The organism is Bacteroides sp. AM07-18 (assembly GCF_003602695.1).
Classification (GTDB): domain Bacteria; phylum Bacteroidota; class Bacteroidia; order Bacteroidales; family Bacteroidaceae; genus Bacteroides; species Bacteroides uniformis.
This window is the reverse complement of sequence record NZ_QTLM01000003.1, coordinates 126,958-144,504: the sequence shown is the minus strand read 5'-3', so window position 1 is coordinate 144,504 and position 17,547 is coordinate 126,958. Positions and strand designations below refer to the sequence as shown.

General features: G+C 41.3%; 15 protein-coding genes. 5 read left to right on the top strand and 10 right to left on the bottom strand.

Features of this window, described 5'->3' with window-relative positions; all coding sequences use genetic code 11:
• The first annotated feature begins 25 nt into the window (after positions 1-25).
• The 3 genes from DW096_RS06475 (at position 26) to DW096_RS06465 (ending at position 5,034) form a co-directional block, all read left to right on the top strand.
• A complete protein-coding gene (locus tag DW096_RS06475) occupies positions 26-2,224 on the top strand; it encodes a DUF2357 domain-containing protein (protein WP_118930875.1) in 2,199 nt (732 codons plus the stop codon).
• An 87-nt stretch (positions 2,225-2,311) separates the two neighbouring features.
• Positions 2,312-4,510, top strand: a complete 2,199-nt coding sequence (locus tag DW096_RS06470) for an AAA family ATPase (RefSeq protein WP_118930876.1) — start codon at positions 2,312-2,314, stop codon at positions 4,508-4,510.
• Positions 4,511-4,515: 5 nt separating this feature from the next.
• Positions 4,516-5,034 carry a very short patch repair endonuclease gene (locus tag DW096_RS06465; protein WP_118930877.1) on the top strand — a complete coding sequence of 173 codons (519 nt, stop codon included), beginning with the start codon at positions 4,516-4,518 and terminating at the stop codon, positions 5,032-5,034.
• A 17-nt stretch (positions 5,035-5,051) separates the two neighbouring features.
• On the opposite strand, the gene DW096_RS06460 is transcribed toward DW096_RS06465, so the two are convergent.
• The 9 genes from DW096_RS06460 to dnaK form a co-directional block, all read right to left on the bottom strand.
• Positions 5,052-5,705 carry a hypothetical protein gene (locus tag DW096_RS06460; protein ID WP_118930878.1) on the bottom strand — a complete coding sequence of 218 codons (654 nt, stop codon included), beginning with the start codon at positions 5,703-5,705 and terminating at the stop codon, positions 5,052-5,054.
• Positions 5,705-6,604: a relaxase/mobilization nuclease domain-containing protein gene (locus tag DW096_RS06455; protein ID WP_120028698.1), complete on the bottom strand. Its 900-nt coding sequence runs from the start codon at positions 6,602-6,604 to the stop codon at positions 5,705-5,707. The genes DW096_RS06460 and DW096_RS06455 overlap by 1 nt, the downstream gene beginning before the upstream one ends.
• Positions 6,588-6,962: a MobC family plasmid mobilization relaxosome protein gene (locus DW096_RS06450; protein ID WP_199711481.1), complete on the bottom strand. Its 375-nt coding sequence runs from the start codon at positions 6,960-6,962 to the stop codon at positions 6,588-6,590. The genes DW096_RS06455 and DW096_RS06450 overlap by 17 nt, the downstream gene beginning before the upstream one ends.
• 94 nt (positions 6,963-7,056) lie before the next feature.
• Positions 7,057-8,859 (bottom strand): DUF3987 domain-containing protein, encoded by a 1,803-nt coding sequence (locus DW096_RS06445; protein WP_118930908.1) that lies wholly within the window; start codon positions 8,857-8,859, stop codon positions 7,057-7,059.
• Entirely contained in the window at positions 8,810-9,409 is a 600-nt protein-coding gene (locus tag DW096_RS06440; protein ID WP_118930879.1) for a BT4734/BF3469 family protein, read from the bottom strand. Before DW096_RS06440 ends, DW096_RS06445 begins: the two co-directional genes overlap by 50 nt.
• A complete protein-coding gene (locus DW096_RS06435) occupies positions 9,406-9,759 on the bottom strand; it encodes a helix-turn-helix domain-containing protein (protein ID WP_004290508.1) in 354 nt (117 codons plus the stop codon). The genes DW096_RS06440 and DW096_RS06435 overlap by 4 nt, the downstream gene beginning before the upstream one ends.
• Positions 9,760-10,073: 314 nt before the next feature.
• On the bottom strand, positions 10,074-11,336 hold the full coding sequence (locus tag DW096_RS06430) for a site-specific integrase (protein WP_118930880.1): 1,263 nt from the start codon (positions 11,334-11,336) through the stop codon (positions 10,074-10,076).
• Positions 11,333-11,896 (bottom strand): helix-turn-helix domain-containing protein, encoded by a 564-nt coding sequence (locus DW096_RS06425; RefSeq protein ID WP_118930909.1) that lies wholly within the window; start codon positions 11,894-11,896, stop codon positions 11,333-11,335. Before DW096_RS06425 ends, DW096_RS06430 begins: the two co-directional genes overlap by 4 nt.
• Positions 11,897-12,109: 213 nt before the next feature.
• A complete protein-coding gene (dnaK, locus tag DW096_RS06415; RefSeq protein WP_005831748.1) occupies positions 12,110-14,029 on the bottom strand; it encodes a molecular chaperone DnaK in 1,920 nt (639 codons plus the stop codon).
• A 445-nt stretch (positions 14,030-14,474) separates the two neighbouring features.
• On the opposite strand from dnaK, the gene DW096_RS06410 reads away from it, so the two are divergent.
• Entirely contained in the window at positions 14,475-15,875 is a 1,401-nt protein-coding gene (locus DW096_RS06410; protein WP_034529672.1) for an MATE family efflux transporter, read from the top strand.
• A 53-nt stretch (positions 15,876-15,928) separates the two neighbouring features.
• Positions 15,929-16,504 carry a Crp/Fnr family transcriptional regulator gene (locus tag DW096_RS06405; protein WP_005831755.1) on the top strand — a complete coding sequence of 192 codons (576 nt, stop codon included), beginning with the start codon at positions 15,929-15,931 and terminating at the stop codon, positions 16,502-16,504.
• 81 nt (positions 16,505-16,585) lie between these two features.
• Here the strand turns inward: DW096_RS06405 and DW096_RS06400 are convergent, their stop codons facing one another.
• Complete coding sequence (locus DW096_RS06400) at positions 16,586-17,377, bottom strand: META domain-containing protein (RefSeq protein ID WP_009038130.1); 792 nt, start codon at positions 17,375-17,377, stop codon at positions 16,586-16,588.
• Positions 17,378-17,547 lie beyond the last annotated feature (170 nt).

Here is a 17,547-nt window from a genome sequence, read left to right as displayed (position 1 = left end):
AACTATCAGACTTCTGCAAGAGACAATGGAACTGCTTACCATAAGACATCAGGATTTTGAAATGATTGTCGAATGTACAAAGTTCGATGACATTTGGCGCAAGGCTAAGAGTTATGTGGGAGGAGAAGGCTTACACTCTACTTACTCTTGGTCGGAGGGAGTCGTATCTGTTACTCTAGACCATATCGGAGAAAGAGTTACAATTGAGAATAGCCAACAGGCCCCTGCCGTATTTTTTGATAATGTCGATTATCCTATTTGGATTGAATTCAAGGATTATGTAAAAAAAGCACAGTTTGGTTCCATTCTTCAAAATGAAAATGAGAAATTTACTTTTCGCAGACAGATATTAGCCGGTTTCTTGAATTATGGCAATGAGATTGGGCGCAGTGAAATACAGCTCATATATCAAATAGGGACAGAGACCCGTAGGTTTGCCTTCTCCTTTGAAGTATTAAGCACAAAACTCAACTATCACGAGCATTGGAAAACCATTATCGAGGATATTGAACAGGAGTACAGGATGCTTTCACTTGATTATATGCGAAGAACCTTTCATGGCTTTTCGCCCGATGCAAGTGGAGAAACTCCGGAAATAATCTGGTGGAGCGTATTTGCCAATGAACAACAGAAATTCATAAAGGCTTGTAAAAATATCATTGACCGCCCACGACATCGATTACATGGAAAGGATGCCTATAAACGTGCTGACAAGCTGACATTTATCCCCTCTTACATAGAAAACGAATTGGCAGAACACAGAAATGGCTGTGCTCATTTATACCGTGTAGAGGAACATGTTTGGACAAACGATACGCAGGAAAACAGGTTCTTGAAATTTGCTCTTGGCCAAATTACTGACAAATATGAGGTCTTGAAGAAGCGTATAGAAGCAGTGAAGAATGCCTCTGATGTAATGAAGGATGATATGCAAGCCACGTTAACGATACTGAAACATCTACAACGAAATCCCTTTTTCCGCACTATAGGAAATTACAAAGGTATGAATCAAGAAAGCTTGGCCTTACAAAAGGCTACCGGATATAGTCAGGTATATCGTACATGGAGCCTACTCCAACGCTCCTATTCACTGAATGATGGCATATATCGCTTGCAGACCAAAGACATTGCAACGCTTTATGAAATCTGGTGTTTCATAGAAGTAAGCCATATAGTAAAAGAAAAACTGCACTTATCTGATGAAGATATAGACCATAGAAACCGTATGGAAATGAATGGTCTGTTTACATGGGATTTAGGCAAAGGTGAACATTCGCGTATTCTTTTTAAGAAAGATAATGTGGAACTGGCGGAACTAATCTATAATCCAAAGAGTTCAGAACGTGAAAATAACTCTGTCGGTATAACTGATTTGGTAGTACCAACTGTGCCCCAAAGACCGGATATTGTGTTGCAGCTTACCAAAAACGATTTGCAAGAAGGAATGAAAATGACTTACTTGTTTGATGCAAAATACCGTATTGATGGAAAGGATAGAAATGGAGTAGATGTTCCTCCCGAAGATGCAATCAACCAGATGCATAGATACCGTGATGCCATTTATTATAAAGATTGTCAATCGGATGCTTTGAAAAAAGAAGTAATAGGCGGTTATATCCTGTTTCCAGGTGATGGTGAGCCAACTGATGTTGCCGTATCTAAGTTCCGTAAGACTATAGATGAGGTAAATATTGGAGCATTCCCACTTCGTCCCAAAGACACACACAACCGATTGCTTTTAGAGCAATTCATAGAAGAGCTAATTCAAAATAAGTCACATGAAACAATATCGAAAGTAATACCACAAAAGGGCACGTTATTGCAAGTGCCTAATCGTATTCTTATTGGTTTAGTCGGAAATAGTTCACGACCTGGATATACACAAAGTTTCCTTGACGGTAATGCCACATTGTATTATACAGGGCCAAAGTTCCCAACAACCATTTCATTGCATGACCTTCACTACTTTGTTCCTTATATAAAAGGTGAAGGTGTTCGTGATATATATGAAATTATCCGTATAAGAACTATAACTGGCAAAGAGGCAAAACAAGCCGAAGGTGAAGATGCAACAGATGATATGCGTTTAGCATTTGAATTACGTTTCAGCCGTAGGTTATTTGAGGATTATCGGCAGATAGATACTCACAAGATGATTAATTATACTTTTATTGACACTACGTTTGATGAGACAGAAAAGTGGTTGATAGTAAATGAGTCATAATTATCTTTACACCAACAAATGTAATGACCTATTATACAGTTAACAAATAGATATTTATATAAATATAAAATCCCATTATTGCAAATTATGATACAAAAAATAAAAATTGATTGGAGAAATTGTTATGGTATTAAGGAACTCAACCAAGAATTCCAGTTTACTTCTGGTAAACAAATACATTTAATCTATGCTCCAAATGGTTCAATGAAAACATCTTTTGCTAAAACTATGCGCTATTTATCAGGGCAGTCCAAAGAGAAACCATGTGACAAGCTACACGATAAAGACAAATCAAGTTTCATTCTAAAAGCGGACGGTTTAGATGTGTCTAAGGAAAATATATTCGTAGTTAATGGAGATGATGATATTGATTGTTCAAAGTCGTTTGTGAATTTCCTTGCAAGCTCAGAATTAAAAAACAGGTATGATTCTATATATCAACAATTGTCTGAAAAGAAGGAACTCCTAATAAGTAAATTAAAAAGTGCCTCTTTAAGTTCCGACTGTGAAAAAGAGATATTCGGTACTTTCAAACAAAATGATGCTGACACTATCTTTAGCATACTTGAGCGTTTAAACAGTGAAGTCAAATCAGGTTTACCAAAGTTTGAATTTAAGTATAATGATGTATTTGACACCAAAGAGAATGTTAAGAAATTTATAGAATCTAATAAAGATAACCTGAATATATATATCGACAATTACAATAGACTTTTAGAAGATTCCAAGCTATTCCGAACTGTGGCCGGTCATACATTTGGAACGTATCATGTTGCGCAATTACAACAGTATGTTTCTGATGGTTCATTTTTCGGTGTTAATCATAAAATTGTACTTCAGGACAATACGGAATTATCGTCCGAGACAGAGTTGCAAGAACTTATTAATAGTGAACAACAACGTCTTTTAAAGGATGAAAATTTAAAGAAAGCTTTTGATAAAATCACAAAAGCAATTGACAAAAATGTCGAATTGAGAGGTTTTAAATCTGTTTTGAACAATCATCCTGAATGGATACCTGAAATCATTAACTACGAAGTATTCCGAAAAAAAGTCTGGTTAGGGTATTTATCAGACAATGAGATAAAGCCTCTGTTTGATGCTTATATACAAGTTTATAATGAAAATAAAGAGGCACTACAGCAAGTCTTAGAAGAAGCCAGCTCGCAGCAAGAAAGATGGGAACAAATTATAGCCCTTTATAATGCACGTTTTCATGTACCAATAAAAGTTTCTATAGCCAATCAAAAGGATATTATACTAAAACAAGAAGCAGCGAAACTACAGTTTTCTTACGTTGAAACTTCAAGTACAGAAACAACTGTGGAGAAAGACGTGCTGGAGAAAATCCTTAGTCGAGGCGAAAAACGCGCTTTCATTATCCTGCAATTTCTCTTTGAAATGGAAGCACGTAAGACTATGGATCATGATACAATTTTAGTTATGGATGATATAGCAGATTCATTTGATTATCAAAACAAATATGCGATAGTAGAATATATTAAAGACATTGCTGCTGACAATAGCAATAAGTTCTATATGCTCGTGTTGACTCATAACTATGATTTCTATAGAACATTGTCATCCCGTCTTAGTCTATTCCCACCAAATCTATGGATGGCAGAACGCTTAGCTAATGGAAAGGTAATCATCAACCAAGGTCAGTATAAAGGCAATATATATACTAATGCTTTTATCAAGCATGATAATGACGATAAAATATTTATAAGTATGATTCCTTTTGTTAGAAATCTGATAGAATATACTAAAGGGGAAAATGATGATTACAGAACATTAACAGAATGCCTTCATAAAAAAGCAAATACACGAACTATAACAATTGAGCAGTTGATAAATATTATGACTGATTTTACACAAGGTAAAGGTATGAAACGCCCTAAATCAACAGATAAAATTTACGACTTGATTATGCAAACCGCAGATAGCATCATAACCGAAACCAATCCTAATCAAGTGCTAATTGAAAATAAAGTGTGCTTATCTATTGCCATAAGACACTTGGCGGAAAATTATATGTACGACAAAATGATAGCAAAAGGTAAAAGTGAAGAAGATTTAGCTGTAACAGGTAGTCAAACAGGGAAGTGGACAGATCTATTTAAAAAAGCCTGTCCGAAAGATGCTCATTATGATATTATAGAGCGTGTTAATATGATGACCCCTGAACTAATTCATGTAAACAGTTTTATGTTTGAGCCTCTCATAGATATGTCTATATATCATCTAATTCAACTGTATAAAGACTGTAAAGAACAACTCAAATAAACGATATGGCTGATGTACTGAATAGAGAACAACGCCACCGTTGTATGTCCGCTGTAAAAGGGAGGGATACAAAACCTGAATTACTGGTTCGCAAGTTCCTTTTTAGCCGTGGCTTCCGCTATCGGCTAAACCATCCACGCCTGCCCGGACATCCTGATTTGGTACTTCGCAAATATCGAACAGTTATTTTTGTGAACGGCTGCTTTTGGCATGGTCATGATAATTGCAGATACTTTCGCCTACCTAAAACAAACATTGACTTTTGGCAAAAGAAAATAGAACGAAACAAAGAGCGTGATAAAAAAGAGCAATGCCAGCTTGCAGCTATGGGCTGGCATTGCATTACAATTTGGGAATGTCAACTAAAACCTAAAGTCCGCATACAAACACTTGAATCATTAGCATATACATTGAATCACATTTTTCTTGAAGACCGAAAAGTCAAAACATATCAAATAGCAGAAAATGACAATAATTTCATGGCTGCAGAACCGGAAGTGTCATATGGTAAAATAGACAAATAGTAATCTATTAAAACTTATTATTCCGCATCAGACTTAGATTTTACATAAGTAATTTCCACTAAATGCTGATATTGTTCCTTCACTGCCCTATACATAGAATAATGCGCAAAGGATTCTTCCTTAAACTTCATACTACTAGCAGAAGCAGCAACAGCCCATATAATAATAACGGCAATAATGGGTACAATATACTGGAGTTTTATATGATAGCCATATATAAACAGCCCACTGATATTAGGTGAAATAACGGTTACAGGGCTTTTCAGCTCATTGATTTTTGCCAATATCTCATCCTGCCGTTTCAATATACATCGGGTATTAGTTTCGATAGTCATACGATTCTGATTGTAATCGCAAACGTGCCGATAAAGATATTCAAGAAGTTTGGACTTCTGCTTGAATAAATCAATGAGTTTCGGGAACCATAGCGAAAACGGCAATGTGTTGGGCTGCTGTTGCCAGATATGTTTCTTGACCACAGACAAGGCTTCATTCCAGCAAGTACAGAAACTGTTGGCAATTCCTGTATAAATGGCCTTTTCATTGAAATCCGTTTTTACAGATTGTTCCGGTGTAGAAACAGTGGCATTCTGTTTTTCAATACACACTTTCAGTTCGTTGATACTTTGGCGCAAATTCGCAAGATTTGCAGCTACTACATCTTCTTTCATTATCTTCTACGTTTTGAGGTTTTATAAAAGGGTTCGCTTCTTTCGTTGTCTTTGTTTTTATCGTCTCGCCATCCTTGTTCATTGTTGGCTCCTCCACCTCCACTAGGAGTTATGGCTTGATGGGGTTGAATAATCAGTTCTGCTGCCACATTACCCAATGTAGCACAAAGACTGTTAAAACTCAAATCACGGTCAAGTTTAGAACCAGCCATGCTATACTCATCCTGACAGAATGATATACCACGAATTTTATCAGCATTCTCAGCGTGATTAAAACGCATATCTATACCCAAGCCTTTGAGAATGCTAAAAAAGTCATTCCACGAATGAGAATTTGCTCGTGCATCAAGCACAGAGGAACGAAGATTATACTTCCGTAGTTGATGAGGACGCAAACGGCTCTTATTTCTGGCTTTGCTATTTTTAGGGGCAAAGTAAAGTCCATACTCTTTAGTCAAAGCACGACAGATTTTTGCATTGCGTATTCTTTCATTGCTGTCAGAAATGAGATTGCCTTCATTGTCTATCCGATTGAATACCAAATGACAATGAGGATGTTTCGTATCGTGATGCCTAGCTATGATATATTGAGTATTGCGAATCCCCATTTGTTCCATCCATTTCTTGGCAATCTCCACCATAAGCGCATCCCCTTCTCCATTATCAGGAAAACGGCTAATATCTTGCGAAGAGAAAGCAAGTGATACGTGCTTCACAGGACTCTTTACTTTCGGGCGCATGGATGCTTGAAGGCAAAAAGAATCGGTGATCAACTTATTACTAATGGCACATACTCCTTCGTGCGCTAAAAGTGTAGCGCATTTCTTCTTGTTCTTTTGGTCGTTGGCATAGTTTACAATACCTCCGAAATCAACTCTTGTTTTAATCTTCGCTATCATGACAGGTATTCTTTACTTGGGTGATAATTCTACTAACTTCCGAGATAATAGAAAAACATTGTTGTTTGACTGTTTCCAATCCATCGATGTGCATCTGATGGGCAATCTGATTGACATTATTGGCGATGCCGGAAAGGTCACGAATTGCCGATACCATTTCCGGACTGATACGTTGACAGACTTGACAATCCATTGCAGCCTGATGGCAAAATTCATTGACAGACAATCCTGCCTGTTCCGCTTTGGATTGGATATAAATGTAGTCGTTCTCAGTAAACATTACCCGAAAACATTTGGTACGTTTCTGATAGCTCGCCAACTTTGGGCGGCCACCAAGTTTCTTTTCCTTTATACTCATATTGATTCTCGATATTGATAAATTATTTTTTGAGAGTGGCAGTTCTATCGCTTGCCGCATAGGTTTTAGTGGCACTAAAACACAAACTTGCCACTCAAAAAATCTTCCTATATTTCCCCTGCTCTATTCGGCATAGCTTGCCATCTTTAATAAAGGCTTCTATCCACTTGTTTGCCGTACTTCCATTCTCGCCCAAAGTTAAAACCGCCGCATCATAATCTTTCTTTGTGAAAGTGTCAGGCAACATATTATAAAGGGTGTTCCTTCGTGCATAAACGCCCGTCTCTTGCGAAACGGTATTGAATCGTTTAGACTGATTTCCTGACAAATTCTGATAAATGAATACGGCATGATAAAGCAGGGTGTCGCAAATACTCATGGCTATGGAATAGTCAAACTCATGGCAAACCAATTGTGTAGTCTCGTCAGAAGAAGATTTGTGAATCACATTATCCAGATGTCGGACAGCAGTCAACACCATCATTATACGATAAGCAATCAGTCCCATCCGTCTGACTACTCCTTGCATCTTGTTATCCACTTCGTCACAACATTCCTCATTCACCCGACTGAGATATTCAATAAAATGTTCCTGTAAATCAGAGGGAAGAGAAAAGGAATAATTACCCTGCCGTACAAAATTCTCATGTAAATGGCAGAATTTATCTCCCAACAGTTTGAACATGGCATTCTTGGATTGAGAAACGTCACTTGTGGCAAACACATTTCTTATACCTCGTTTGAAGCGGATAATATAGAAACAAAAGCGACTCATCAATCCGTTCTCTGCATCAGGTATCAATCTTCTTACCTGTTCTGGAGTTCCAGCCAAAGCTACCGAAACTCTCGGATTAGCTACTTCGCAATACTCCCTGTCCTTGCGCCGACTCAAACTTACCAACTCATGGTGAAATGCCTTTCGCAACACATCGGAATAATTGCCATAGTCAGACTTCAAAGTCTGGCTTAATGTGTCTCCTTCCGATTCAAACAACAGCCCGATTCCGTCATTATCCCCCAATATCTTCAAGAAAGAACTTGCGCTACTATTGGCAGGAATGACGAGCATACGCATGGGCGGTTCTGTTGGCATAGTCATTCCATCAGTTTTCTTACCTTTGATATAAGCGCTCATCGCTTCTTTGTATTCCTGCTCTAATCGTTTGGAAAGTTCATGCAAATTACGATTGATGGGAGCTACCAATTCCCGGCATAAGGTCAATGCTCCTTTTCCCATACCTGCATCTGCCACAACGAACAGATAGAGATTCGGATAAACAATGCGCTCATCGTAAACACCACAAACATTATGAAAGCAGACCGACAAACACACAATAGCCCCAATCAGTATCGTATCACGGTCATCTACTGAAATGGAATTATTGACAACCTCATTTAGAAAAGGAGGAAGATGCTCAAACACACATTCAGGAAATACAGGAAGTTCCTCTTCTGATTTTATCCATTTACCCGTTTTACCATTTTGGATATTTGGTAAAATGGATAAATGCTCTTTACTGAACGAAGCCAATGGGATTCCGGCTTGATTTGCCAAATGGAAGAAAGAACGGATAGTAATGCCTTGCCCTTTGGAGTGCAGACAATGCGTATATTGTTTATCCGTTTCTTCCCTTTGATAGGTAGGGTAAAACCTGCTGATGCGGTGATAATACTCCCGTCCGTTCTCTCCCAATCCATTCACAAGCGCAAAGCCCAACTCCACCCAATCTTTATAATGAGGGGCTATATCAATGGCACACTGTTCTATCTCCCGAACAACACTTTCCACATCATCCTCCACCTTATTATATATAGGGGCAATACTTGGTGTATGTGCCTGTTGTATTTCAGAAGGGACATTCTCCCAATCTTGGGCGGAAAATATTTTCTTCGACATCATCTTTGTATTTATGGTTAATATATGCTTGTGGGTCGTAGGGTAAGAAGCATGAACGAGCCACATCACTGCCGGACATATCTACTAATGGCAAACCTGTTGCTTTGATGCAGTTGGCAACAGCCTTAAAGTACCGGGAATGTTCCCAGCCTTTCAAGTCAACAGGTATTATCCACTTCAATCCATTACCGGATGGACTGACAAATAACAGTTCCGTATCAAAATACCCATGGTTGAGCAGTTGCTGTTTTAACTCCCCTATGTTATCCACATGATCGAAATCCAAACACATCAATCCTGAGTGCATAATCAGTTCCTTCTCATTACGCTTGCGAAATAATCCCGAAAAAGTACAATAGTCAAAATGAGTGACTTTATATCTTTGGGCTTCGGGAGAAGATAGCATCAAACGCAGGGCTTCGGTTTGTGGTTGGGCATAATGCCCTATGATATAACGATACACATCCACAATACCTACCGCCCTTATCGGTTCGATGTTTTGAATAGGCTTGCGAAAGAACGAAAAGCAATAGTCTGTCGTTTCCATCATCTGATAATCTTTTTAGATTCGACAAATCGTCTGGCTTCTTCCATTAAGTCATCCTGTGTCTTATGCGATTTGTTCTTCAACCAATCGTCAATCTCTGATTGCAGGAAAGCCAACGCCTTATTTATTTTATGTACGGGAATCTGTTTGGTTGATACCCATCCATAAACCGTTTGCTTGGCTGGATGTGATGGAAGATAAGCGCAAAGCTCGTCTATATCCATCCACTTGGGTGAGTTACTTGCCTGCTTATGCTGCAAGGCATTTACTTTAGATTGCAGTGCTTCTACGGACTCAATCAGGTAGGACAACGCATTCGGCATTTCCTCCAATGAATTTACTTTATAGGCCATTTTTCCTTCGTATTAAAGTTTATGCCGCAAAAGTATAGGGATACTTATAGGTGCTAAATAGGTGCTTGACCGCCACCAATCAACCGCTCATTTACCACTGACAGATTTAAGTTTCATTAATACGAGAGTTTATTGGAAGGCATAATAAAAGGGAAATAAACCACTATTGGGACTGACACCTTCCTTACCGAAAGCCTCAATGCTACAAAACACCCCTCAAAAAGCCGATGCTTCATGAGGGGTAAACGGTGGTAAGTATATGATTGGTATTACATAAGTCGCTGGTGCTCAATGGTGGATACAACCACCATAACCTATAAATCCAAATTGTCTATATGCAGCGTATTGGCGGCTTTCTCTTTGTGTTCGTTTACGATGTGCGTATAGATTTGCGTGGTTTTGACATTAGTATGTCCCATCAAAGACTTGATAGTGTATATGTCAACGCCATTTTCCAGCAACAGCGAAGCATAGCTATGGCGGCCACAATGGAAGGTGATGTGCTTCTTGATACCGGATGCTTCTATCCAGACTTTCAACGGGCGAGAAATCCAAGAGGCATCAGTCAATCCTTCAAAAACAAGTGCTTCATCATCGTCTGGACGTATGCCGCATAGTTGAAGTGCCTGTTGAATGACCGGCTTGTAATCGGGCCTTTTTGTCTTTTGCTGAATTACGACAGCTTGCCATGTACCCTTGCTTGTTTGCTGAATTTGTTTCCATTTCAAAGTTTGAATATCACTATGCCGCAATCCAGTGAGAATAGAGAACAAGAACGCACGTTTCAAAACATCATCCTTGCAAGGGGTATCAACCAACATTTGCACTTCATTCATAGTAAGCGCAACACGAGGTTTCTCAATGTTTGTTATTCCCTTTACTTTCGCACTTATATCAACGGTCAGATATTCATCAATGAATGCCTGTTTCAATCCAGCTTTGAGTATAGAGAAATAAGTCGATGCCGTGTTTTGTGAGATAGTACCTTTCTTATTCCCTCCCATTGGGGCACGGAGAAGGAACATCTTAATATCTTCAAGCAGTTTAACGGAAATTGCCTTGAATGGAATTGGCTGCCCTTGCGAATACATTTTCAATAATTCACCTACACGCCTCCAGTTGACTATTATCGAATCGGAACTATTGGGATGACGTGTGCTTATAATACGATTGAAATACTTGATAAAATCCTGTTCGCTCCGCTCATTCTGTGCAGCGATTTCGTTTTCCTTATCAGTGTAAAGGATGGCACTATCGTATTCATGCTGTCGTAACTTCCGCACATTGTCGGCATAAATACAAGCCTCTTGGTCTATCGTTGAACGACATTGGATAATTCCATTCAAATCACGCTTAGGCTTATAGTTGAATGTTCCGTCCGGTAAGATACGTGCTATGGACGATTTGTCCCAAACTGGTGTAGATATAGTTCGGTTAATGGATTCTACCACACGGCTTGCACGGGTTGAACCTCGTTTGTAAACAGGGTATGATTCTATAATCAGATACCACTCTTCTTTATAATTCGACCTTCTGAGTTTGACAGTCACTTTGGTATTTGGTAATGCTTTCTTCATTCTATTTCTGATTTATATAGATTATCAATTTCTTGCTTGGGTACATACACATAGTTTCCTATTTGTCTTGAGGGAATAGAGTATTTTCTAACGTGCGCCCATACTGAACTGTCATTAATATGGTACTTCTCACAAATCTCAGTAATGGTATAGCAATCCTCCAGCTCTAAGCTGTATGTTTTAGGAACAGGCTTTTCTTTCTCTGCGATACTTTCCGGTCTGTTTAGAAAAAGCCGTTCCATTTCAGAGCGTTTGATACGTGTGAGCCTTGTACCCATATTGATAGTGGGAATACGTCCCAATTTAATCAGGCGATACAGGGTGCTACGTTCCACTCCAAACATAGCAACAGCTTCCTTTACAGAAATGTACTCTCTGATGTCTGGTACTTGTTGGACAATGGCTTCTAACTTCGCGTTTCTATCCTTTGCATCCTTTTTGCGTTTCCAAGCCACTTTACCACATTTAGGGGAACAATAGTGACTGTCAAGTGTTTTTGCGACAAACACTTTGCCGCAGAGCTTGCACTTCCGTTTGATTTCAAATCCGATTGTTGGCATATTATCTACTTTTAAGTATGTATTAGTATGTATAAGTGTGATTAAGTACCACATTATCTACTTTTTTGTCTTGTCGCAAACATGTCGCAAATAAGAGATAAAAAAGCCCATAGAAAACACATAGCAACCATGAACCCCATAAACGCAAAAAGCGTGCAACTCATTGAGCTGCACGCTTTTGCTTATTGTTTATTATCTGTTTCCTTATCGGAATCATTTGACTTCCTCAAAATCAGCATCCTGCACATTATCGCCATGCTTTGTATTATCCTGAGCACCGCCTTGTTGACCTGCATTCATATCAGGACCAGCCTGTGCACCACCCTGAGCACCGCTCTGGGCATACATTTCAGCACTTGCAGCCTGGAATGCCGTATTCAGTTCGGCCATGGCAGAATCTACGGTAGCCAGGTCTTGAGCCTTATGGGCATCTTTCAGCTTCTGCAAAGCAGCTTCAATCGGAGCCTTCTTGTCGGCAGGGAGCTTGTCGCCGAGTTCCTTCAACTGATTTTCGGTTTGGAAAATCATAGAGTCGGCCTGGTTCAACTTGTCTACTTTCTCACGCTCTTTCTTATCTGCTTCGGCATTGGCTTCGGCTTCGGCTTTCATCTTTTCGATTTCTTCCTTGCTCAAACCGCTGGAAGCTTCGATACGGATAGCCTGTTCCTTACCGGTAGCCTTATCTTTGGCAGACACCTTCAAGATACCGTTGGCGTCGATATCGAATGTCACCTCAATCTGAGGAATACCGCGACGTGCCGGAGCAATACCTGTCAGGTTGAACTGGCCGATTGACTTGTTCTGTGCAGCCATCGGACGCTCACCCTGCAATACATGGATGGTAACCTCCGTCTGGTTGTCGGCAGCAGTAGAGAATGTCTCGCTCTTCTTGCAGGGGATGGTAGTGTTGGCATCAATCAGCTTCGTCATCACACCACCCATAGTCTCGATACCCATAGACAGCGGAGTAACATCCAGCAACACAACGCCCTTAATTTCGTCCGTCAAAACGGCACCCTGCACGGCAGCACCTACGGCTACTACCTCATCCGGATTCACACCCTTGGAAGGAACTTTACCGAAGAAGTCTTCTACCAACTTCTGTACAGCCGGGATACGTGAAGAACCACCTACAAGGATTACTTCATCGATGTCCGCATTGTTCAGACCAGCATCGCTCATAGCCTTCTTACAAGGTTCCAAACAAGCTTGAATCAAGTTGTGAGCCAGAGCCTCGAACTTGGCACGGGTCAACGTCTTCACCAAGTGCTTGGGCACACCGCCTACCGGCATGATGTACGGCAAGTTGATTTCAGTGCTTGTAGAAGAGGACAGTTCAATCTTAGCCTTTTCAGCAGCTTCCTTCAGACGTTGCATAGCCATCGGGTCTTGAGTCAGGTCGGCACCTTCGTCGTTCTTGAACTCCTGAACCAGCCAGTCGATGATTACCTGGTCGAAATCATCACCACCCAGGTGAGTGTCACCGTTGGTTGACAATACTTCGAACACACCGCCACCGAATTCGAGGATAGAGATATCGAATGTACCACCACCAAGGTCGAATACGGCAACCTTCATGTCCTTGTGAGACTTGTCAATACCGTAAGCAAGAGCTGCGGCAGTCGGCTCGTTCACAATACGCTTCACTTCAAGACCTGCAATCTGACCGGCTTCCTTCGTAGCCTGGCGTTGGGAGTCTGAGAAGTATGCGGGGACGGTAATTACAGCTTCTGTCACTTCTTGTCCCAGATAATCCTCGGCAGTCTTTTTCATCTTCTGCAGAATCATTGCAGAGATTTCCTGCGGGGTATAGAGACGTCCGTCGATGTCTACACGCGGAGTATTGTTGTCACCCTTTACTACTTTATAAGGCATACGGCCGATTTCTTTCTGTACCTGGTCCCAGTTTTCGCCCATGAAACGTTTGATGGAGAAAACCGTACGGGTGGGGTTCGTGATAGCCTGACGCTTGGCAGGATCACCGATTTTACGTTCGCCACCATCAACAAATGCTACTACTGAAGGAGTGGTGCGCTTGCCTTCACTGTTTGCAATTACTACAGGTTCGTTACCTTCGAATACTGCAACGCAAGAGTTTGTTGTTCCTAAGTCAATACCAATAATTTTTCCCATGATCGTTATTTTTTTATTTGTTATTATTCTGTTTCGACGTCCGCCTCAGTGGCAGACGCCAATAAAAAGACAAACGTTGTGCCAAATTGTTCAGAGCAGCCGCAGATTTATACTTGTGGCAGTTTATCTGTCAGTTTGGCAGAATTAAAATCATTTTTTCTGTCGGAAATTACCATTTGTTAATTTCCATTCCATTCAAAAGCTCTACTTTTGTCGCCCGAATCAGAGATGATAAAACATGAACAACATTAATCATTTCCCTTGCATACCTTTAACCGTTCCTCCATGGAGGAAATATTGTTCCACCGTGGAGAAAATATCATTCCACCACGAGGGAAATATCGTTCCACCATAGTGGAACGATTAAGGATTAGTTAACATTGGGCTTAATCGTAGCAACGGAAATGATTGGTTTTCACATATTAAAGAAATAAATAAGATGAGTATGGAAAAAATGAGAGACAGTATCGACTTCAAGAACACGGACATCAAGACATTGTTCCGCAAACTATTGCTCCCTACTGTACTGGGGATGATTTTCTCCGCACTATTCGTTATCACCGACGGCATCTTTGTCGGAAAAGGAATCGGCAGTGATGCTTTGGCGGCGGTCAACATTGTGGCACCGCTATGGTTGTTTTCTACGGGTGTGGGACTTATGTTCGGCGTCGGCGCCTCTGTGGTAGCCTCCATTCATCTGTCACACGGAAAGGTCAAGGTGGCACGCATCAATATCACGCAGTCGGTAGTCATATCTTCCTTGTTGCTGATGTGCACCTCCACCCTATTCTGTTCATTTGCCCCGCAGGTGGTAAAGCTGCTCGGAGGGTCTGAACGGCTCACGCCATTGGCTGTGGAATACATGCTTTGGTTTGTGCCTTTCTCTCTGTTCACGGCATTGCTCAATTCGGGTATGTTTTTTCTGAGGCTGGACGGTTCGCCCAACTTCGCCATGATGTGCAATGTGGTGGCTGCCGTTCTGAACATCCTATTGGATTATCTGTTCATCTTCCCCTTTGGCTGGGGAATGTTCGGTGCCGCACTGGCAAGTGCCATAGGTACCACGGTAGGTGCATTGATGATAGTATTCTATCTGATGCGCCGCCGGTGCGCACTGCGCTTCCACCCCATTAAGATGAGCCGGAAAAGCATGCAACTGATGCGCCGCAACATTGGCTATATGTGCCGATTGGGTTCCTCCGCCTTCTTGTGCGAGGTGGCGATTGCCTGCATGATGTTTGTCGGCAATCAGGTGTTCATCCATTATTTGAAGGAAGACGGAGTGGCGGCATTCAGCATTGCCTGCTATTTCTTTCCTATTATATTTATGGTATATAATGCCATTGCGCAGTCGGCGCAGCCGATTATCAGTTATAACTACGGCCTGAACGAGAGCCAACGTGTCCGCCGCGCCTACTTGCTGGCACTGAAAACGGCCATAGGCTGCGGGGTATGTTTTGCCCTGGCCACAATATTCTGCAGCCCTGAAATTGTCGGCATGTTCATAGACCGCAGTTATCCGGCTTATGACATAGCGGTAAAAGGGTTGCCTTTGTATGCCACCGGCTTCGTGTTCTTTGCCGTCAACATCGTATCCATCGGCTATTTCCAGAGTGTGGAGCGTGCCAAGTATGCCACAGTTATCACCCTGCTGCGTGGTTTTATCCTGCTGACAGCCTGCTTTTTCGGACTGCCCCTGCTATTGGGAGACCGGGGAATCTGGCTTGCCACTCCTCTTGCAGAAATGCTGACAACCCTCTTTATCCTCGTGATTTACATATCCGGGAAAAAGGAGCATAAAGAAAAATCCGTATCTTTAGACAAGATGGGCTGTACCCCAACATAACTTTTTCATGCAAGCATAAAAGTCCTGTCTTCGGTTTACACTATCTTTGCAGCATGGAAACTATGATAAAGAAATTCTGCAAGAAGTATAAACTACCGGAAAACACTTTGCACGAACTTCTGTCACACATGGCAGAAGTTCGTTTCAGCAAGGGAGAACTCATTATCAGCGAAGGGGAAAGGAACAGCAACTTCTATCTTTTGAAGAAAGGCATCTGGCGCGCCTACTACCTGACAGACGGCACGGAAAACTCCCTTTGGTTCGCCGCACCGGGCGACACAGCTTTCTCATCGTGGGGATATGTGGACAGCGAGGTTTCCCTCATCAACATCGAATCAGTGAATGAAAGCATCGCCTATTGTATCAGTAAGCCTGAGCTGGAAGCCCTTTTTTCGCATTCCATAGACATGGCCAACTTCGGCAGAAGAATCTTTGAACGGGAAATTCTGTCGGTAGACAGTTCCACAGTAGCCTACGGCACCCCTCCCACTGCCAAAGAAAGGTACATGACACTGATGGAAGAGAATCCGGAACTGCTGCAGGATGTACCGCTCAAGTATCTGGCTTCTTATCTCTACATCACTCCGCAATCCCTGAGCCGGATACGCGCAGGATTAAAGAAAAAGTAAAAGACCTTTTTATGTCAAGATGCAAAAAAGGCTCTTAGCAGATTATTTCTGTAAGAGCCTTTATTATTTCAACCTATCTTGTCAGTTCTTCACCAACACCATCACCAGGTTATTGTCAGCATCGTACAGCCCGATGCCTCCGCCTGCCAGCTTGCCAAAAGACTGAACGGAATTCAAGGCTTTCAGCACACGGCTTTCCACCTCCATATCAGGGCATGCCATCATGGTACTGATAACTTGCGGGAAAGAGATTGCCGACGGATTTTCATCATCAACCTGGAAAGCGCCGTTAATCAGATTGCAACCCGCATTGCCGTGCAAGCGCTTTTCTGCAATATTAAATTCAATGAACGGCTGCTTCTCCATTCCGTCGGGAATAGCCTCGCCCGCAGCCTCACTAATTATCCACCTTCCTTCCAAATCAGACAACTTGGAAACGGACTCTTTCTTCTGCAACACGACTATGGGACGATTGGAAGCACCGCATAAAGCTATATTTTCCTTTCCCAGCTTCTTATACTTTTTCACTTTGTTCAAAGCCGACAACACATTATTTTCTACAGTCATATCCGGACAAGCCATACGGGTACTTGCCAAAGCGCCAAGGTCAATCGTGCCGGGTTTGGCATTCACGTCAAACGAACCCATCATACGGTTGCAACCACTGTTGCCAAATACTTTTCCAGTCTTTGTGTCAAAACCGATATAGGGAAATTCCTGACCCGGAGCAGGGACTACGGCAGTACCATTCACTTCAATAATATTCCACTCACCGCTGATGGAAGAAAGAGTTGCGGCATTTTTGGTTGATGCACAAGAAGACAAGCCCATCAACACGCTTGCCATGCATAGGGAAACAAATACTTTTTTCATTGTTATTCGTTGTTTAAGTTAATTTATTCAAGGGGCAAATATATAGAAAATAACCCAAATGCAAGTAATTTGTTTAATATTTGAAGCATTTACCTCAAAGTATTTAGCAGGATTTTAATGTTTATCTAAGAATTAACCCTTATATTTGCTCTCCGTATTTTTTATAAACC